This window comes from Paenibacillus sp. FSL H8-0048 (assembly GCF_038002825.1).
GTDB lineage: Bacteria > Bacillota > Bacilli > Paenibacillales > Paenibacillaceae > Paenibacillus_AQ.
The window spans coordinates 3,777,006-3,796,970 of record NZ_JBBODF010000001.1 but is presented as its reverse complement, the minus strand read 5'-3'; the positions used below and the strand labels follow the sequence as shown (position 1 = coordinate 3,796,970).

The 19,965-nt window shown below is 45.7% G+C and carries 19 protein-coding genes; all 19 read left to right on the top strand.

What is annotated here, in order from left to right; translation table 11 throughout:
• Window positions 1–181 precede the first annotated feature (181 nt).
• The 19 genes from NSU18_RS16055 to NSU18_RS15965 all read left to right on the top strand — a co-directional run bounded on the left by NSU18_RS16055 (window position 182) and on the right by NSU18_RS15965 (window position 19,952).
• A complete protein-coding gene (locus NSU18_RS16055) occupies window positions 182–1,165 on the top strand; it encodes an ABC-three component system protein (protein ID WP_341149527.1) in 984 nt (327 codons plus the stop codon).
• Window positions 1,104–1,379 (top strand): ABC-three component system middle component 6, encoded by a 276-nt coding sequence (locus NSU18_RS16050; RefSeq protein ID WP_341149526.1) that lies wholly within the window; start codon window positions 1,104–1,106, stop codon window positions 1,377–1,379. Before NSU18_RS16055 ends, NSU18_RS16050 begins: the two co-directional genes overlap by 62 nt.
• On the top strand, window positions 1,370–3,088 hold the full coding sequence (locus tag NSU18_RS16045; RefSeq protein WP_341149525.1) for a DUF2326 domain-containing protein: 1,719 nt from the start codon (window positions 1,370–1,372) through the stop codon (window positions 3,086–3,088). The genes NSU18_RS16050 and NSU18_RS16045 overlap by 10 nt, the downstream gene beginning before the upstream one ends.
• Before the next feature lie 117 nt (window positions 3,089–3,205).
• Entirely contained in the window at window positions 3,206–4,033 is an 828-nt protein-coding gene (locus tag NSU18_RS16040) for a ParA family protein (protein WP_341149524.1), read from the top strand.
• Window positions 3,981–4,916: a ParB/RepB/Spo0J family partition protein gene (locus tag NSU18_RS16035; protein WP_341149523.1), complete on the top strand. Its 936-nt coding sequence runs from the start codon at window positions 3,981–3,983 to the stop codon at window positions 4,914–4,916. The genes NSU18_RS16040 and NSU18_RS16035 overlap by 53 nt, the downstream gene beginning before the upstream one ends.
• A gap of 92 nt (window positions 4,917–5,008) precedes the next feature.
• Window positions 5,009–5,176, top strand: coding sequence for a hypothetical protein (locus tag NSU18_RS16030; protein ID WP_341149522.1), 168 nt, complete (start codon window positions 5,009–5,011; stop codon window positions 5,174–5,176).
• Complete coding sequence (locus tag NSU18_RS16025; protein WP_341149521.1) at window positions 5,176–5,781, top strand: hypothetical protein; 606 nt, start codon at window positions 5,176–5,178, stop codon at window positions 5,779–5,781. Before NSU18_RS16030 ends, NSU18_RS16025 begins: the two co-directional genes overlap by 1 nt.
• 20 nt (window positions 5,782–5,801) lie before the next feature.
• On the top strand, window positions 5,802–6,914 hold the full coding sequence (locus tag NSU18_RS16020; protein ID WP_341149520.1) for an SAF domain-containing protein: 1,113 nt from the start codon (window positions 5,802–5,804) through the stop codon (window positions 6,912–6,914).
• 14 nt (window positions 6,915–6,928) lie between these two features.
• Entirely contained in the window at window positions 6,929–7,651 is a 723-nt protein-coding gene (locus NSU18_RS16015) for a hypothetical protein (protein WP_341149519.1), read from the top strand.
• Window positions 7,652–7,694: 43 nt separating this feature from the next.
• On the top strand, window positions 7,695–8,543 hold the full coding sequence (locus NSU18_RS16010; protein ID WP_341149518.1) for a MinD/ParA family ATP-binding protein: 849 nt from the start codon (window positions 7,695–7,697) through the stop codon (window positions 8,541–8,543).
• Window positions 8,540–10,402 carry a pilus assembly protein CpaF gene (locus NSU18_RS16005; RefSeq protein ID WP_341149517.1) on the top strand — a complete coding sequence of 621 codons (1,863 nt, stop codon included), beginning with the start codon at window positions 8,540–8,542 and terminating at the stop codon, window positions 10,400–10,402. Before NSU18_RS16010 ends, NSU18_RS16005 begins: the two co-directional genes overlap by 4 nt.
• Window positions 10,392–12,461: a hypothetical protein gene (locus tag NSU18_RS16000; RefSeq protein ID WP_341149516.1), complete on the top strand. Its 2,070-nt coding sequence runs from the start codon at window positions 10,392–10,394 to the stop codon at window positions 12,459–12,461. The genes NSU18_RS16005 and NSU18_RS16000 overlap by 11 nt, the downstream gene beginning before the upstream one ends.
• An 81-nt stretch (window positions 12,462–12,542) precedes the next feature.
• Window positions 12,543–13,022, top strand: a complete 480-nt coding sequence (locus NSU18_RS15995; protein WP_071639604.1) for an ABC transporter permease — start codon at window positions 12,543–12,545, stop codon at window positions 13,020–13,022.
• 64 nt (window positions 13,023–13,086) lie between these two features.
• Window positions 13,087–13,473, top strand: coding sequence for a hypothetical protein (locus NSU18_RS15990; protein WP_341149515.1), 387 nt, complete (start codon window positions 13,087–13,089; stop codon window positions 13,471–13,473).
• 11 nt (window positions 13,474–13,484) lie between these two features.
• Window positions 13,485–14,033, top strand: coding sequence for a hypothetical protein (locus tag NSU18_RS15985; RefSeq protein ID WP_341149514.1), 549 nt, complete (start codon window positions 13,485–13,487; stop codon window positions 14,031–14,033).
• Window positions 14,020–14,982, top strand: a complete 963-nt coding sequence (locus NSU18_RS15980; protein ID WP_341149513.1) for a hypothetical protein — start codon at window positions 14,020–14,022, stop codon at window positions 14,980–14,982. The genes NSU18_RS15985 and NSU18_RS15980 overlap by 14 nt, the downstream gene beginning before the upstream one ends.
• A 106-nt stretch (window positions 14,983–15,088) precedes the next feature.
• Window positions 15,089–16,195, top strand: a complete 1,107-nt coding sequence (locus NSU18_RS15975) for a copper amine oxidase N-terminal domain-containing protein (RefSeq protein ID WP_341149512.1) — start codon at window positions 15,089–15,091, stop codon at window positions 16,193–16,195.
• A gap of 4 nt (window positions 16,196–16,199) precedes the next feature.
• Window positions 16,200–19,436, top strand: a complete 3,237-nt coding sequence (locus NSU18_RS15970) for a DUF5704 domain-containing protein (RefSeq protein WP_341149511.1) — start codon at window positions 16,200–16,202, stop codon at window positions 19,434–19,436.
• Window positions 19,437–19,460: 24 nt separating this feature from the next.
• Window positions 19,461–19,952, top strand: coding sequence for a hypothetical protein (locus tag NSU18_RS15965; RefSeq protein WP_341014618.1), 492 nt, complete (start codon window positions 19,461–19,463; stop codon window positions 19,950–19,952).
• Window positions 19,953–19,965: the final 13 nt, after the last annotated feature.

Here is a 19,965-nt window from a genome sequence, read left to right as displayed (position 1 = left end):
ACTTTGGTAGCTTCTAGTTGAAATAAGAATGCTGAGAGAGTGTCCTTACAGGATGCTCTTTTCAATTTTCAGGTCTTTTCTTTTTAAATTCAATATGGATCTATTAAGCAATTGGCTGAAGTAGTATAATGTAATAATAATAATTTTGCTTTCAATTATTATTATTTGGGGGACTGTCTGAATGAAAAGGCAAAGATACTACACCTACATCTCAGAAAGACTAGAAACTCTTGCTAATAGAATAAAAACGAACGGTAAATTAAATGTACTGGATTTAAATATCCATGCTGAGTCTTTTTTCAGAGACTTATTAAACATTGTTTTGAAATTTAACTTACAGTCAGCTAATACATCAACGGCTAACACAGAAGCAATTGATTTAATAGATGAAGTAAATAAACTAGTTGTGCAGGTTTCCTCAACTGCCACAAAACAAAAAATTGAGAGTACATTGAAGAGGGAAAAAATATCGGCTTATGCTAAGTTAGGATATAATATAAAATTTGTGTTTATTGCAGATGATGCAAAAAATTTACGAAACATTACTTATAACAATTCTTATAATATCTCTTTCGATCCTCAGCAAGACATCATAGATAAAGTAAGCATTTTAACTACTATTTCTCAATTATCTATAGGAGATTATAGCTTAGTATATGACTTGTTTGTAAAAGAGTTTGGAGGAGCACCAAGTCAGGTGAAAATCACTTCAAACTTAGCTACTATTGTGAATTTGTTAGCCGTAGAGGATTTAGAAGAAGGAACTTCAACATCTGTCTTAGATGCATTTAATATTGATGGCAAAATAATTTTCAATGAACTGGAACTTATCAAAGAAACAACTATTAATGAATATATTCCCTATTATTCAAAACTTGATTCAATATACAAAGAGTTTGAACGAGAGGGCAGGAATAAGAGGATTTCTGTACTACGTAAATTGACATCTCTTTACGAGAAGGAATTATGTAAGCCAGAATTGAGTAATGTGGAAAAATTTTTTAATGTGGTTACTAATCTTGAAGAGTATATTGTCAGTAGTAACAATTTAGATGACATTGAGGAAGATGTTATTGAAATGTGTGTGAAAATAATTACTGTAGATGCATTTATTAGATGTAAAATCTTTAAGAATCCAGAGGGGTACAATTATGTTGCTTCCTAACGATATAAAACCAGAACTTAGTGTTTATTACTATGCATCATTAATACTTAAAATAATTACGGAAAAAAAAGAGAATGAAATACTTACTCTTTACCAAATTGTTAAGCAAAAATTTGATATTTCGCTAAGAATGTTCTCATACTGCTTAGACTGGCTGTATTTAATTGAAGCAGTTAAAGTTGATGAGAAAGGAATTGTATCTATATGTACCTAAAACAACTTATAGTATCTTCTTTTTCGGAAATTATTCGTAATATTAATTTTCATCTTGGAGCAAATTTAATAGTTGATGAAACTAAAGGGAAAAGTGATTTAGAAACGGGGAACAATGTTGGGAAAACAACGGTTCTTGCTCTTATAGATTATTGTTTGGGAGGAAATGCAGAAGTAATCTATATTGATCCTGAGACTAAAAAGAACATTGATTATGTAAAGAGTTTTTTGATGGATAAGGAAGTTCTAATTACCTTAATCCTTAAAGAAGATATTACAGATGATTCTTCTCAAGAAATAGTAATTAAGCGGAATTTCTTGCAGAGAAATAAAAAAATTATGTCTATTAATGGAGAAAACTTAACTAAGAATAGTGGTAAAGATTTTGAAAGAAAGCTAGACGAATTAATTATAGGGAAAAGAGAAATTCTTAGCCCCTCTTTTCGTCAACTCATAGCTCATTATATCAGGTATCAAAATGACAGAATTAATAATACTTTAAAAGTGTTAAATACATTTACGACCAATTTCGAATATGAAACTTTATATTTGTTTATGTTTGGGTTACCTGTTTCTGATAGATCTCAATTAAATACTAAATTGAAGGGAGAACAGGAGCATAAAAAACGGCTAGAAAAACTTCATTCCAAAAATGAACTGGAAATGCAATTAGATATTGTTAGGAATAATATTTTTGAACTCAACAAGAAAAAATCAAACTTAAATATTAATGAAAATTATAGGCAAGAACTTGAAGAACTGAATGATTTGAAATATCGGGTAAGCACTATAAGTTCTAGGATAAGCGAATTGACATTGCGAGAGCAACTTCTTCTTGAGACAGAGGAGGAACTGAAGCAAGACATGTCAAATATTAATTTACCTGAACTAAGAGAAATATACACGATAGCTAAAAAAAATATAAGTAGTATTCATACTACTTTTGAACAACTTGTTGAATATCATAATAAAATGATTATAGAAAAAATAAGATTTGTTACTCAAGATATTCCTAGAATTCAATCATTAATTGTTGAACATAAAAAAGGTCTTGATGAATTACTGTTAAATGAAAAATACTTATCTCAGAAAATTATTGCAAGTGATACTTTTCAGGATTTGGAGAATATTGTGAGTGAACTTACAAAATTATACCAACGCGTAGGTGAACTTGAAAGCGGAATTGAGCAATTAGAAACTGTGGACAAGAGTATTACAAATATTTTTAATGAAATAACATTACTGGAAGGCAATAGATTTTCTGATGGTTTTCAAGAAATACTGAAAAATAAATTGAAGGAATTTAATAGTATATTTGCTAATGTTTCTAACCAATTATATGGTGAACAATACGGGGTATCTTTTACAGTGTCAGAAGATACTAAAACTAAACAAGACTACTATAAGTTTGAAAGCTTTAATGCAAATACGAGTTCAGGAAAAAAACAGGGTGAAATTATTTGTTTTGATATAGCCTATATTTTATATGCAAGAAAAGAAGGTCTGCCTAATTTGAATTTTATTCTTAATGATAAAAAGGAATTAATGCATGGCAATCAGTTAAAAAAGGTCAGTAAGTTTGCAAAAGAAAATAAAATTCAGTTAGTGTTCTCAATCTTAAAGGACAAGCTGCCTACAGAACTTAATAGTAATGAACACATTGTTTTACGCTTATCGGATCAAGAGAAACTTTTTAAAATCGAAAACTAGGTTATCCAAGAGAGTGTCCTTCACAGGATGCTCTTTTTTTATATAGATATTTCTAAAGAGCCGATTGCCCTGAAATTCAGCGCAGTCGGCTTTTTCACATTGAAGGGAGGAAATCAAATGACAAAGGTAATCGCCCTAGCTAATCAAAAGGGCGGTGTAGGCAAAACGACAACGGCTGTAAATTTGGGAATCGGCTTGGCTAAGGAAGGCAAAAAAGTATTGCTAGTGGATGCAGATGCGCAAGGGAATTTGACAGATTCCTTGGGCTACCGAGAGCCTGATAGCATTCCTGTTTCGTTAGCTACTTTACTTGTCAAAACGATGATGGAGGAGTACTACGATTCACAGGAAGGAATATTGCAGCATAAGGAGGGCGTTGCACTCATCCCAGGCAATATTGAGCTGTCGGCGGTTGAGGTTTCTCTTGTAAACACGATGAGCCGCGAAACGATTCTGCGCTCATATATCGACAGGGTAAAGCCGGATTTTGATTATGTCCTTATTGATTGCATGCCAAGCTTGGGGATGCTGACAATCAATGCCTTGGCAGCAGCAGATAGTGTCATTATTCCAGTACAGTCGCATTATTTGCCAGCAAAGGGTATGGCTCAGCTTTTGCAAACCATTGCCCGTGTGCGCCGTCAAATTAATCCGAAACTGGCGCTGGATGGTGTACTGCTCACGATGGTAGATAGCCGCACGAATTTCGCCAAGGATATTGCTCATCTGCTTCGGCATGAGTATGGGGACAAGTTGCGTGTTTTTGAGGATGAAATTCCCTTGTCCATCCGCGCGGCAGAAACGAGTGCCAAGGGAAAAAGCATCTATGCGCATGATCCAAATGGTCAGGCTGCGAAGGCGTATATGGCTTTTACGAAGGAGGTGCAGCGTATTGGCAGCGAAAGACGACAGACGCGCCAGCATCAAGCTGAGCACAGTCGATGATTTATTCTCGACAGATGAAAGCCGTGCTGATGCGCAGCGGGAAAAGGTAGTGGAGATTCCACTTGCTGAAATCAGTGAGTTTCACGGCCACCCCTTTAAGGTCAAGGCAGATGAAGCCATGCTGGAAATGGCAGATAGTGTGAAGCAATATGGTGTTCTTGTTCCCGGTCTGGTGCGTCCGAAGCCAGATGGCAGCTATGAAATGGTTGCGGGGCATCGGCGAAAAAAAGCCAGTGAGCTTGCGGCTGCAGAAACTATGCCGTGTATTGTAAGAGAACTGGACGACGATCAGGCAACGATCATTATGGTGGATAGCAATTTACAAAGGGAGAACATTTCAGCGAGTGAGAAGGCCTTTGCTTACAAAATGAAGATGGAAGCGATGAATCGGCAGGGTCAGCGTAGTGATTTAACTTCCCGACAAGTTGGCGGGAAGTTGGACAGTGCTGATGCTATTGGTAAGGAAGCAGGGGAGAGCGGTAGACAAATTCAACGTTATATCCGCCTAACCGAACTTACCCCAACCATTCTTGAAATGGTGGATGAAAAGCAAATTGCCTTTAATCCGGCAGTAGAGCTATCTTACTTGTCCGAAAAAGAGCAGCAGAACCTCTACGAAACGATGCAGTCTGAGGATTGTACGCCATCATTGGCACAAGCGCAGCGTATGAAGAAGCTAAGCCTGGATGGGCGGCTGAATATGGATGTTATTTTTTCCATTCTTACGGAGGAGAAACCGAACCAGAAGGAGAAGCTGCATATCCAGCGTGAACGAATTGAGCGTTTTTTTCCAAGGGAATTCACTGAAAAGCAGAAGGAAGACCTCATTGTGCAACTGTTGGAGGGCTGGTATCGAAAGCGGCAGCGTGAGCATGAGCGCTAATGCTTGTATACACAATCAAATAGGGTAACCGGCTCTCCTGTAAAGGGAGAGTTTTTTTATGCCCTTTTTCAGAGAGAGGAGGTGAATGAAACATGGATTTTACTAAGGGGATGCGACGTGCCTATGAACGCTTGATGAAGGAAAAGCCCGGCTTTGGTCGCCATAAGCAAGAGGATGACAAGGAAAGTCATCATCCGTGCATCTCAGACCGTAAGCAACGGACAGGAGAACAAGAAAAGCATGGAAAAGAGGATGCTTAATGGCGCAGGAGAAACGGGTGGTAAAGGGATATGAGGTCGTTCAAGCCATTGAAATCGGCAAGGTTGAGGTGATTCTCGCTGTAGCCGAGCAGCAGAACAAGCCTTATTTGGTCTGTTATTGCACACGGCAAAATCTGCTGAGCATGGAGCAATATTATGGTGCGGAGTCAGGAAACGACTATTTAATGGCTATGCAGGATTTTACGGAGCGTATTCAGGATGAGGTAGCTGCCTTGCAGCAAGAGCGGGCCAATCTTCTGCTGGATATGCCTGTATTAACGGCGAATGAATGTTATGCACTTACCAGTGAAGCTAATTTTGAAAATGAGCTGCTGGCTATTCGCCCTGAACGCCTGCGCCCTGAATATCGGGCCGCACATCACCAGCTTGTTGTGGCTATAGGCGGCTTTGGGATGTCCCCTCACTCCAGAGGCAGGACTGTATATGTCAGAAATGTATATTCGGGTAAGGAGCAGCGCTGGAATCGGGACGATATGCTGGGGAGCGTGAAACCAGAGCATATTCCACGTTGGGTGCAGCAGCGACTAGAGCAGCAGCAAGCACCGGAGAAGAAAAGGGCGCAGCAGCGTGTGGATGCACGTTAAATAGAAAGGAGATAGAAGCTATGTCATGGACGTATCATCGTCGTAAGCTATTCATCATAGCTAGCATTATTTTAGGCGTGTTGTTCCTTACCGCAGCGGTTGTTTTTACCGTAAAAAGCCAGGCGGAGCAACAGCAGCAGAAACAGGTCATAATTTCAGAATATGAACAACAAATTCAGCAATTGAAGGTAGCGGAGCAGCAGGCACAAGGTGAAACATGGGCATTAACTCGCGCCCTGTCTGCTGGAAGCCAAATTACAGCGGATGATTTAAAATCAGTTGCAGTACCTGCTGTCATGCTAAAGGCAAATGTAATTACAGATAAAAATGCGATTATTGGCAGGTACACCAAGGTCGAGCTACAGACCGATGCGCTTATTTCTCCAGCTATGCTATATGAGGGTAAGCCAATTGCAAACGATGTACGGGTTCAAGAGCTTCAAATTATACAGCTTCCCACGTTGCTGAAAAAGGAGCAATACGTGGATGTGCGGATTCAGTTTCCCACAGGTGAGGACTTTGTAGTTCTTTCCAAAAAGCAGGTGCTACAGCGAGAAGGGACTGTCATTTGGCTAGAGCTAAATGAGTCCGACCGAATGCTGTTCTCCAGTGCGACTATAGATGCCTACTTGCAGGGAGCAAGACTATATGCATTGACCTATGTAGAGGCTGGTCTACAGGCAGCAGCTATCGTAAATTATCCCGCAAGCAGCGTAGTGCTGGATTTGTTGGAACAAGACCCAAATCTGATTGAAAAGGCAACGACAGATCTGGCGCGTAGACTTCGTAAAACACTGGAAAGTAATTTGAGTGACATGAGCGAGGCAGATAAGCTACGGGTGATGTCTGGCAATATTTCCGTGCAGCAGCAGCTTATGAATGAGCGCGCAGCAACGCAGCAAAGCAATTTGGCACAGCAATCGACCTTGCCGCAGCCGGAGCTTGCTGAGCCCGCAGCACAGGAGCCAATTTCAGTAGAGCCCGGGGTGGAGGAAGTACCTACCACAATCCCAGGAACAATGCAGCCAACGAGTGAACCTGCTCCACCATCCCCACAGGTCACTCTACCTGCTTCTTCAGAGCCACAGCCATCTAGTGATACGGATAAGCTACAGGAAATTTTTAATCAGTGAGGAGGAAGTACAACGTGAAGAAAATTGCGTTCTTAGGCGCGCCGGATAAGAGCCATCTGCTTCTCATTTTGGGTAAGCTGCTAACGACTATGGGGCTAAAGGTACTACTGGTGGATTCCACTATAGGACAGGGAGTAAGGAGCTATTTACCAGACAGCTCTTATCTTGCAGCGGTGTATGAGTTTAAAGGAATGGATATTGCTTATGGATTTATCACAGTAGCACAATTAGAGCGCCAACTCCAGCCACAGACGACCGCTAGGAGCTATGATATTATGCTGCTGGATACCGACCATACAGAGTTTATTTCAAGGAAAGAACTACTCTCCTATGACAAGCGAGTCTGGTGCAGTAGCCAGTGGATGCACCATTTAAAGCGAAATGCAGAGCTAATGCAGCGATTGTGTTTGCATGAAGTGGAGGAAAGACCCTTGTCCTTCTATAAAATGCTCACCCAGCTTATGCCCGCAAGCATCACAGAAATCTATCTTGATGAACTGCTGGATACCCAGCATATCCAGTGGGAGAATCCTATTTTTCGTTTTGCACTGGACGAGCGTAATCTTTCTGTGGAGCTGGATAATCAGCATCACAACCGAATAGACATTAGACGGATAACAGGCAGCTATCGCCGCACTGTGCTGGATATGGTCAAGCATCTGCTGGAATGGGATGAGAGGGCAGCGCAGCAGGCATGGAAGCAACTGCGGAAGGCACGAGTCAGAGGAAGATACTGATGATGATGAAGAATGAATTGGACAATAAGGAGGGAGTTAATCTGTGGGACATACGATTGTGTGTTGGAGTCCGGTATCCGGTCAAGCGGGAGTAACCAGCAATTTGACGGCGGTATCTGCCTTGCTGGGACTGGAGTATACGGCACGTTCCGTGCTGTTTGGTCACACCACGAGCAGTTTTGCCGCACTGGAGCAGGGTTTTACACGCGCCTCATGGCAGCAGGGTGACCTACTGAGTGGCACGGATATGGGGGTGGATGCGCTGCTGCGGCTGGTGCAAAATCAAAAGCTGCAGCCTACCATGATTTATAACTACACACTGCCGTTGCTTAAGGACAGGCTAGACTTGCTGCCAGGCTCTGAGCGAACAGATGAGAGCTTTATGCTTACGGCAATGCCTTGGCTATCCTCCATGTTGGATATGGCGAAGCGCGCTTATGATTTGGTGCTTGTAGACGGTGGCTGCGGTGCTAGGAGTGCGTGGACGATGAAGCTACTACAAGAGGCGGATGTGCTAGTGATCTGTCTGCCACAAAATAAGCTGGTACTTCAGCAGTTTTTTCGGCATGCAAGCATGCAGGAGCTACTGGAAAGTAAAAAGCATTTACTCGTGTTTGGTCAGTATGATAGCCATTCGGTCTGGACTGCCAAAAATTTGTTGCGACAGTTTGGCAAGCAGCGTGAAGCTACTTATCCAATGAGCTACAACACAGGCTGGCTGGATGATCGTCAGCATGGCGATGCGCTTCGTTATTTCTTCCGAAATCGGCAGGTAGGAAAGGCGCATGAAAATTATAATTATGTCCAGGAGGTAAGAAAAGTGGCGCAGGCACTCATCAACGAGTGCGGACTCCAGCCCTTCTTTGGTGGAAGGGGGGAGACGGATCAATGATGGCCACTTGGCATGGCTTGCTTATTTTAGGCTTACTGCTGGCAGGAGCTAGCCTGCTGTTTCTTCGCATGAACCGCATCATGCCCGACCAGCCGAAAGAAGCTCCCATTTATACGCTGGAGGGCATGACAGATTACATCAAGCATACGCTGCATGAGCTGACAAGCGCGAATCTGAGCGACTATGGCTTATCAGAAGAGGAGTATCGTCGGCGTAAAAGCAAGCGGGCAGAGCTGAAACGCGCGCTGCGTGGTGCAACCTCTGGCGATTTGCGGGACAAGCAATATGTAAAACAGGTGATTACTGATTTGCTTACCCACCACTTTACACTGGATGAAGTCAGCCTAAATCGGCTAATTCCCTTTGACAATCCTGAACAGCTTACATCACAGGAGCACTTTGATATTTTGCTGCACAAATATAAGCAGCAGCATGGCTATGAGGCGCTTAGTCAGTTGATTCAGTGCTATGCGTTGGACGAGGCAAAGCTGCTAGAGGATGAAGGAAATGAGGAGGTTTATCGCATCACAGCCGAGGAGATTACTGAGATTTATGAGCAGGAGCAGCCGCTGCTTGAAGTGCAGGACAAGCTGGAGCTTGTGGTTCAATGGATTTATCAGCAATACAAGGGCTTTAGTGTGGTGGACGAGCTACGGGATATGCACATAGATGGCATATCTGGCGGGGTATCGGGTATTCCTCCTTCCGTATGGGAGGGCGAGGGCACAGCCCAGGCAAGACTGCGAGAGGTTCCGCGTTCCTATGATAGTGTCTGGCTATTCTATCAGGGGAAATCTATTCATTTGAGCTTTTTGTCCTTTGGTTCAGAACAGGAGCTTCGCCGTGTCTGCCAGAATATTTACAAGCACAATTTCCCCGGTCAGCTGTCCGAGGCAAACGGCTATAAGGTCAATGAAATGGCAGATGGCTCTCGCGTGGTTGTGCTGCGCCCCCGATTATCCGAATCGTGGGCTTTTTTTGTGCGTAAATTTGATGTGCAAAGTGCCACACTGGAGCAGCTTTTGCAGGACGAACATGCGGAGCTGCCGATTGGACTTATTCGCTTTTTGGTCATGGGTGAACGGATTACAGCAATTACCGGTGCACAGGGTAGCGGTAAAACGACCCTGCTTATGGCAATGGTAAAACATATTTCGGCGCTGCTTCCCATCCGGGTACAGGAAATGAGCTTTGAGCTACAGCTCCGCAAAATCTATCCGAATCGTAACATTCTCAGCTTACGTGAAACAGATACCATTTCTGGTCAGGCAGGTCTGGATATTCAAAAGAAAACGGATGGCTCCGTTAATATTTTGGGTGAGGTAGCCACCGATCCGGTCGCAGCCTGGATGGTTCAAATGGCGCAGGTGGCTTCCTTGTTTACACTGTTTACCCATCATGCCAAGACCTTTCGAGATTTGGTTTATGCGCTTCGTAACTCCCTGCTTAAAACAGGTGTGTTTACGAATGAACGAGTAGCCGAGCAGCAGGTCGTCAGCGTCATTAACTTTGATATCCATCTGCGCCGTGATTTGGATGGGCGGCGTTATATTGAACGCATTACAGAGTGTGTGCCATTGGAGCATGAAACAGCCTATCCCACACACTTTCGGGAGCTGCCTACGCTAGAGGGAAAAATGAGCGCCTTTATGGATACGATGACCACGTATTTTCAGCGCTCTACGGACCGCCCGTTATACGAGGCGCACAATGTAGTGGAGTTTCAGAATGGGCAGTATGTTGCCGTGAATCCTTTATCAGCCCCTTGCCGCAGCGCCATTCTGGAGCGGCTCTCTGGCCCTGACCAAGCGGCTTTTTTGGCATTTCTAAGCCATTGGGGGGATGAGCATGAGGCTTGATGGACTTTCGTTACTGCTGGGAACAGCAACGGTGCTGTTTCTGGGTGTCGGGGTTGCCTTTCTCTGGCTCTCTCGCTACAGCTCTGAGGTAGGTGCGGCGCGACAATATGAGGCCTTGCGCAAGCCAGCCAAGAACAGTAAAAAGCACGCACTGCATCAGCTCATGCAGCGGCTATACCTGCTGTGCAGTAGGTTGCCTTTGATTCATGCCTATCTAAGCTCCATTCGCAAACGGTTGACCATCCTGCAAATGGGGGATGAGTGGAAGCTGCGGCTGGAAACGATGCGCGTGACCATGTGGGCATGGAGTGTGCTTGTATTGGCGAGCCTCCCCCTGCTCTTCTGGGTGCGTGATCCCTTGAGTCTGCTCATGCTGATCATTGGCTGCTGGGTCGTGCATGGGATGATGGCCGATGTGGCAGTGCAGCGCTTGGAGGTTCGCCTGCTGCGCCAGCTTCGCACCTTTTTAGGTGATCTGCGGCATCATTATCATCGGCATGGCATGGTGGAGGAGGCACTTTATGAGGCGGCAGATTCCGCCGCTTATGAGATGGCGCTTCATGGTCAGGAACTGGTGGAGGTGCTATCAGACAGTCATTCGGAGGAACGGCTGGAGCAGTATTTAGAAACTGCACCTAACCGCTATTTAAAAGGCTTGGCGGGACTTTCCCACTTGACGAAGGAATACGGGGACAAGCAGACCGAGGATGGCTCTCTATATTTAAAATCATTAGGCAAGCTGACCAATGAGCTGAATATGGAGCTACTTAGACGAGAACGGCTTGGCTTTCTGCTGCAAGGCTTATCCGTGATTGCCCTATTTCCGTTGTTGTTCACACAGCCTCTGGAGGCATGGGCAAGTCGTTATTTTCCGGCAATGGCAGCCTTTTATACGAGTACCTCTGGCTGGGTAACCAAGCTAGGTGTGCTGCTAGTGGTATGGATCTCCTATGTTTTGCTGCGGCACATTCAGGAGCTGGAGGTAACGCCCAAAACTACGAATCGAGCAATTTGGGAAAAGCGCTTGTATCAGTGGGGCTGGGTTCGCAAGCTTGTCCATCGCTTAGGGCCAGCTCCTGGCTCCGATGAAGCGACCAAGCTAACTAGGCTGCTCAAGGAAAGCGGATCTCCGCTGCGGCTGGAATGGTTTACGCTCCGGCGAATAATGGCAGGAGCCCTCGCCCTGCTCATGGCAATCTGCATAGGTACGGCACTGCACATCACAGAGCGCCATCAGCTCCTGTACACGCCTGTGCGCTCTGGCATCCTGCTCGGTCAGCCGACATCGGAGGAGCAGGCAAGCGCAGAGGCCTCTTTAGCTCTGGATAGACAGATGATGGAGCAACTAAAGGGGATGAAGCAGCGCTCAATGGAAAACATTTTATCACTTTTAGGAGGTGAGGCCGACAAGGGAAAAACCGAAGCGCAGCTTGAGGCAGATGCGCGGCGCATTTTAGGCAAGCTGGAGCAGCTTGACCAACAATATGTGAAATGGTGGGAGGTGCTGCTTATTCTGCTAGCTGGCTGGGCGGGTTACTACCTTCCAGTAGGCATTCGTCTATTTCAGCGAAAAATGCGGCAGATGGAAATGAAGCATGAGGTAGATCAATTGCATACAGTCATAGCCATGTTAGCCCATATGGAGCGCATGTCGGTGGAGGATTTACTGATTTGGCTGGAGCAGTTTGCAAGGCTATTCAAGGAGCCGCTGGAATCCTGCCTGCTGCATTTCGACCAAGGCGCTGAGCAGGCGCTTGTACAGCTCAAGGAGGATGTACCCTTTCTTCCCTTTGTGCGCACAGTCGAAAAACTGGAGCTGGCGGCTCAGAGTCTGCCACTTCGAGAGGTTTTTGACGATTTGGAGTCCGAGTATGCCTTTGCCCAAGAGCAGCGCAAGCAGGAGTATGAGCAATTAATTGAACACAAGGCAGGCTGGGGCAGATGGATTGGGTTCGCTCCTATGATGACGCTCATTTTTGGCTATCTGGTGCTGCCCCTCATTTGGGTCAGTCTGAATCAAATGTCGGTGTATTATGAACAACTTCAACGCATTCAATAACTCACAAGGCTCTACAGGCTCTTCCATTAGGGGAGGGCTTTTTGCTGTACCACTTTATACCTTCAAAGGAGCGAAAAAGATATGTCAAATGCACAAAAAGCACTGGTAATGGCCGCAGGGATTTTCCTTGCCATCGCCCTGATTACACTGGCGGTTGTTTTGTTTACGTCCGCACAGGATTCCACCAAGGCGGCGCAGAGCAATTTCAGTAATATTCAAACCGAGCTATCCCAAACGGCATTTACCGTCTATGACAATACCACGCTGTCTGGCAGCCAAGTCGTCAATGCACTGCGTAAGTTCAGCGATCAGGAGCAATTCGGCATTCAAATCGTGACAGGTAAAAATCCGACAGGACAATGGTATGGCAAGGTGATTAATGCTGGAGTGCCGCTGGATAGCATCACCTATGGAACGGTCGTTGGCGAAGCGCCAGGAAAGCTTAGTCATACGGTGGATGAGGCGAATGTGAACTATGTCAATCCGAGTGGGAAGTTTAAGGCACAACTGGTACTGGATCGCAGTAACGTCATTCGTGGTATTATTTTCCGTCAGCAATAAGAAATAGCAGGGTTAGTGGGCAGACCTGCGTCTGCTCGCTGCTTTTAAGAAAGGAGGCAGCGACATGGGACATGCAACCAGGAGTATGCTGGAGATGAGCGCGGCATGCTTGCTGTTCCTGCTAGCGATAACGAGTGGGCTAGGGCTATTCACCACAGGGAATGCCATGACGAGGACTGCTTACTTGGCAGGAACAGGGCTGGATCGCAGCATTCAGCAATCTCTTAGCCCCCTTACGGGAGATGGTCGTTTGTCAGGCAATGAGGTTTTGCATCTGCTTGCCCGTTTGGAGGAGGGAGCTGTTGAAATCGTGGTCGATGGTGTGCGGTATTCCGCTCCCATCGAGCGTGAGAACGGACTGCCTGAGGGCCCTCGGATGAATGCACGCTATCAGGTGCATTATGACCGCGATTCCAATGGAGAAGTGCTACGTGTCCGCTTGTCCTCATAAAGGAGAATGCGATGAACAGCTATATGAAGGTTTTTTCCATCCTGTTAGCTGTGCTGCTGTTGTACCTGTATCCCATCTATACCGCTTTTCAGCAGCAGGATGATTTATCGGAGCTAGTGGCGATGAAGGCGACAACCACGTTTGTAGACAGTGTACGAGACAAGGGGTATATTTCGCCAACAATGTACAATGATTTTGTTCAAGCACTGTCCGTAACAGGCTTGGTGTTTGACGTACAGATGCAGCATGAAAGCAAAAAAATTGTGCCTGTATACACCGATGTGACGCGGCCTGAAACCTTTCAAAATCGCTATGAGCTGCTTACAGACAACTTTTATCAGGCACAAATTATGGAGACGCTGTTCCCCAAACAGTCTATGCCTAAGGATGACCCGCTTCGCCGCTACAAGCTGCAAATAGGGGATACCTTTGCCGTAACGGTCGCCAATAAAAGTCGCACGCCAGGCACAGTGATGTTTGATTTTATAAACAACGCTGTCAGCGCAAGCGAGAAAATAGTCATTCCTTACGGCGGGGTGGTGCGTAATGAAGTGGATTGAATGGGCTGTTGTTGGTATATTGATCTTCTTTCCGTTCGCGCAGATCAATCAGCTTGAAACCGAGCTGCTGCGGAAAACAATGCTGCTGGAGCTACGCTACGATGCTGCTTTGGATGCCGCTGTAGATGCAGCGGCGCAAGCGCTACTTCTGAATGCAAATGAGCAAAAGGAGTCCCGCTACGAATCGGTCAAGCGTATAGCCATAAACAAGGAGGCTGCAATAGAAGCCTTTTATCACACGCTGTATCTAAACTTTGGGATTGCGGCAGATCCGATAGCGCAGGGTGTGCTAAGGCGATATGTTCCGGCAGTCGCTATTGTTGGCTATGACGGGTTTTATGTGTATACAGAGGATGAATGGATAGATAGCAATGGCCAGACCATTATGGGGGCAGCCTGGGGCTTAAAGAAGCCTTATGTCTATTCGGATACGGCGGGCAATAGCTTTTCCTTTACACTGGATGAGCAGGTATTGGCATATGCTGCTGGCACGCATAGCTGGCAGGAGGGCTTACGCTCGGAGCTATCAGCAACAGCTATTCCGCTGCTGAACGATGGGAGCCTCTTTAAACAGGTTCGGCAAAGCACTATTGTTCAAGCTCTTCAGGACGAGCTGGCTTATCGGATTAACCAGCATACTGAGGTTGCCCTACGTAGCGGTGTAGCTTATACCTTTACACTGCCATCCATTCCACTAGAGGATTGGCACAATTCCATTCAAGATGCAGGTGTCATTGCTTTTTTGCAAGGAATTCCGATGGGCAGCAAGGTGTACAACAGCTATGCCTTTGGTGGTAGTCGAGTGGTCAAGCTGCCCGAAATTGTGGGCGCACGCAAAGGAGAATTGAAGGTATATTACCGCCGTTCCAGTAGCTACAACTATCCTATCGAAGAAACCTTCACCAGCGAGCATGCTGCCGCACAAAAAGGCTATATGCCCTTGCCTTAAAGCTTTGCGGGAAGGGTAGACATGCTATTATGTTGACGTTATGCTTACTGTAATAGGGTTATCCTTCCAATATTGTAATTGAAAATAATCGAAGAGGTGAAGCAGGATGAGGAAATGGACACTGGCTATGCTTATAGCCGTTTTGCTTGTGAGTGTACCTGTTGCAAGTGCGACTGCCTCCAGTTTACCGCCTACCTTTGTGAGTGTCGTGCTGGATGGCAAGAAGATTTGGTTCCCCGATGCACAGGCCTATATTGATGCGAATCAGCGTACGCTAGTACCTGTAAGATTTGTCGCGGAATCGCTTGGCGCCAAGGTGGGCTGGGAGGGGAAAAGTCGATCTGTTCCCATTTCTCGTGAGGGGCAGGATATTCGCCTGACCATTGGCTCCGCAATAGCTACTGTGAATGGGAAGCAGGTCGAATTGGATACACAGGCTGTCATGACTGACGGTAGAACGTTTGTGCCGCTGCGCTTTGTCAGCGAGGTGCTGGGCGCTGAGGTAAAATGGGAGAGCAAGACATCAACGGTGCTGATACAAACAAAAGAACTGTCCGAAGCAGATACCAATGAGTGGGGACGACTCATCCGAAAGATCAATCTTCCTAAAAATGCGGCAGATTATCCGTACATTTTGGCAGATATACCGAATGAAATGTATGAATTGGCTTATCCGTATTCAGAGCCAACTGATCGAAGAGTGGCGGCACAGCTTTACTCCAAGGTTCCTGAATTTACAATGGAAAATATAAATGTATGGATGGGGCGATTAAAGACTTTTGGCGGTCTGTGGCTTAATGTCGATTACAGAACAATAGACGATGCTTGGGTGCAAGCTGTGTTTAATACAAAAATGCAAAACTCTAATGCAGAACTAAAATACATTCGACAGTATGTAGATTGGGTAAAGACCAACAAAATTCAAGTGGCAGGCTATTTGGAGCCAGAGCCATCACTAATTTATAAGGATGGATTTGGTTCTTATCACGTACGAGTAAAATTTCGAGTAAAATTTATCGCCTTTAATAAGCAGGAGCAGCTTATTTATGATGAGTGGTTTCCCCAAGATATAAAGCTTGAAAAAAACGTATGGTATGAAGGATACTCCGATATTAAATTGACTACGAACGTAGGTGGCGATTGGGGAAAAACCCTAAAGGTTTCACCAACTGCAAGCCTATTTAATAATTACACCATGTCAAAGGTGGAGTAATCTTATGAAAGATACAAAATTTTATAAGCGTCTACTGTGCATGCTGCTTGCATGCACTTTTTTTATGCCAATCTTCCCTAACCAGCAAGCAAAAGCTGCACCGCCTATTATGGGTGTAGAGGACGGCATGGTGAAGTTTGAAATAACCAGCACTGCTGCATCCAACGCTATCCGATACCGTACAGTGGGATGGGTTGTAACAAGAGAACAGGTATGCTCTACAACCATTCCCAAGCAATGTGCTGATCCAAGGACTAAGCCTCATGCTGTATTCCTTAATCAAGAGGTGAAGCAAACAGGACAATCTCCAAATCCTCCAGTACCAGGAAAGCCCCTGACCTCCTATTACAAAATACCAGAGGAGATTGTAACACAGCGGCTTTGGGCAGCAGGCATGGAGGGCATTAAGGATAATGATGACCTGTACTTTTATGCGGTTATGGTTTCTATCAATGGGGATGGTACGGTTCGCAAGGGACCATTTTACACCTTGTCTGGTATTAAGGGCGCGGAGGGCTGGCGGCATCCCGATGATCTCGATGATTATTTTGGCATCCATCTATACTATCGAAGTGCTGACTTTCCAGTAGATATTATTGCTAAAACGGTTGATGGACAAGTCATTCAACAGCCTCAGGTTACTTTTTTAAAGGGTAAATATAAAATCGGGGAGGAAATCAATCACGAATTTCCAGAAGTTATTGAAGATGGGGGCAAAACCTATACGATTGTCCGATCCTATATATCACCAAAGCAGGATAATACCCAAAAAAAATGGCTGCAAGAAAATCCAGAAACAAATGATAAGGTGCGTGTTCGGAGCTTTACCGTTGCATTAGGTGGAACCGATCTTGTTGCAGAATACAAGCAGCAGGACGGAGGACAAACAGAGGAGCCTTTACCTGGGGGCACGAAGGAAGCTGAAATAATGGAGCCATCAGTAACAGCGTCTATACAAGCAGATAAACGAGGACAAGAGAAATTTGATGTGCTCAAGGGCATTCCAACCTCAGAGTCTCTTTATGTACAAGCTCAGGCCAAATCCTATTTATATCGTAGCAAGTTCTCAGAGATAAAGGGCAAAAAATCATACCCTATTACTGTTAGCCGCACCTATACTTTGCGCTGGACAGAAACCAAGCCGGGTCCTCCTGACAGTGAGGGAAATGCAACGACTGTATCAGTTAGCCGTTCAGATACACAAATAGTGACCAATAGCTATACAGTAGAGCGAAAATATAGCTATTGGCTGATTAATCGGTTAGAAGTGTACGGCCTTGAAAAAGCAACCGTTTCAAATTATGCACTGCCTGCTGGTCAGGTCGTACTCCAGCCGAAGGGCTATACACAGCCCAATGTAGCTGTCACGCATACAACAGATACTGCATCTCATCTCACTGATCCTGTCTATCAAAACGTAACGCTGCCTGGACAAACGATACAGGGCGGTAGTAGTCGTCCAAGTGTCCCTAGTGAAAACTGGAAGCCACAGGCGGAGGCAGCCATTGGGAAAATCAAGGTAAGAAACGATTCACTGGTGTTCAGCGGTCAAACGGTGATGGATAGCCGTCAGGCAGAGGAGGCCGCACCAGCACCGGGAAGTATTCCTGCGCCGTCCATGATTGGACAGAATGTGTTGTATGGGCAGGGCTATGTGATTGATGCAAGCAAGAGCAACAAGGTTAGTCAGCCAAGCTCAGGCAAGCTGGATTATAAGCTGGTCAAGGGGATTGGTGGCGGACAAGCACAAAGCTTCCCGATTCAAGGCATCAATCCTGTAACCGTTCATACTCCCGTAGTTAACCTGGCATCCGTATCTGACGACAAGGCGCATAACCAGAAAACACAGCCCACTGCTGGACGTTCAGCGCTCATTTTAAATCGTCCCTTTACTGTAGCTATTCCAACCAGCGGACAGCATCGGAGCATCACAGGCTACGGCAGTCGCGATTATGCCAAATATATGCGGGACAAGCAGGTTTGGTTTCCATTTGATGTGTATCGGGCAGATCGGACAACACTGATTCCCAAGGAAACCTGGATCTCCATTCCTGTCGGGGAGCTACAGACTGCCTTTTATCTGCCGACTTGGGTGGATGAAGGCCATTATACCATGTTGTTCCAAACGCTTGCTGAAAACAGTCCCGCAGCCTTCACCTCACAAATGCATGCCAATCTGGACAATGCGCATCATGTTGCGACACAAACCGTTGATGTGGAGGTAATTGGGCGTATATTCGATTTTCGGATTACGGATATTGCCGATTATCAGTGGGAAACGGTGTTCCGTACAGCTAAAGGCAGTGCCACACCGACCGGAAATAGCTACTGGGTTGGAAAAAACGGCATTGATGGTGCAGCAAGAGGAAATACCTCTCCATTTGTGCTGCCGATTCGTCCTGGTAGTCACCCGGAAATAGGCAAGAAAAATATTGCGGTAAAAACAGGCTATCAGTTCAAGTTTGAGGTGAAAACACTCGGTAACATGTTCGGTTCAGGCGATGGCATTAAAATTACGCCTACCTTTTATTTTGTAGACAGTACGGGGAAAAATCGACAGGAGGTAGACCTGTACTATCACTCGGGAAATACACGCTTCATCCGAATTGGCTCTAGTGCAGATACAGAGCGAAGACAGGTCATACTGGACACGCGCTTACGAAATGTTTCCCAGCAGGAGTTGACGCAAACGGCTATCTCTCTATGGGCCTTAAACGGTTCAACTGGAGATCAGCAGACGTATGTTCGTCAATTTCTGAAAAATGCACAACAGAACACCTACGTGGGCGGGTACGATGTCATGCTGCTGCCGCCACAATTGCGAACCCTGATTGGCAGCAAGAAGGCTCCATCAGGTGTGAATGCTGCTCGCGTCCAAGCCTCGGTACAATGCTGGTTTGGGGAGTACAGTCTGCCCGCCGCACCTTATGTCGTACCTAAGGGCTTTAATGTAGCTGAGTACGGGCGCACCCATCGGCTGGACGACAAGTCTTCTATTTTTCTTCGGAATGGTTATATTATCGTAAATTTCAAGCTGGAAACGATTCGCAACCAAAAGCTGAACGAGCCGCATTTGCAGTATAAGGATGCGCCGCTCAGCAATCAATGGCAACTGGAGGGCTTTCAGCGTAGCTTTGTTGATCCTTACGGGGCAACCTTCTCCCTGCTGGATGGAGATGTTGTCTTTTATCATGCCAACTTATCCAGCTATAACGACTTTGGAACAGGGGGCACCCATTAACTAAACCAGCCGGGAGGAAAAGCTATGGATGAAAAGCTGCAAGCCACCGCACCAGAGGATGCGGCTTATTTTTATTCCGCATCTGCTGAGGAGGAAATTAGTCGAGCCTGTATCGGGCATTTGCGTGGTGATTTTGGGCGTTCAGGGGAGGAGTTTTGGGTCAATTGGTTCACGAGAAGCTCCCCTTATGAAACGCCTGCGTTTAAAGATGAATTGGGCAAGGTATTCCAAGCGATGGGTGAACAGGAGGTATTGAAAAGTCGCCGTCACATGCTTCGCTTTTGCAGCCAGCATCCGGAGGCGCGTATTGGTGGTGCATGGAGTACAGATGTATACGGGTTTTCCATGCAAACCCAGGAGCATCGTTATTATTTACGCTGCTTTCCCTTTGCGGGCGATTACAATTTCTATGTGTATTGCTACCGTAAGGAGCATTTTCTGGAAAAGCCGCTGGCGAAAGGGTCAGAAGCGCCAGTAGCATCACATAAAAAACTGCCGCGCGGAGCGGAGCGTTAAAAGGGGAGGGGCG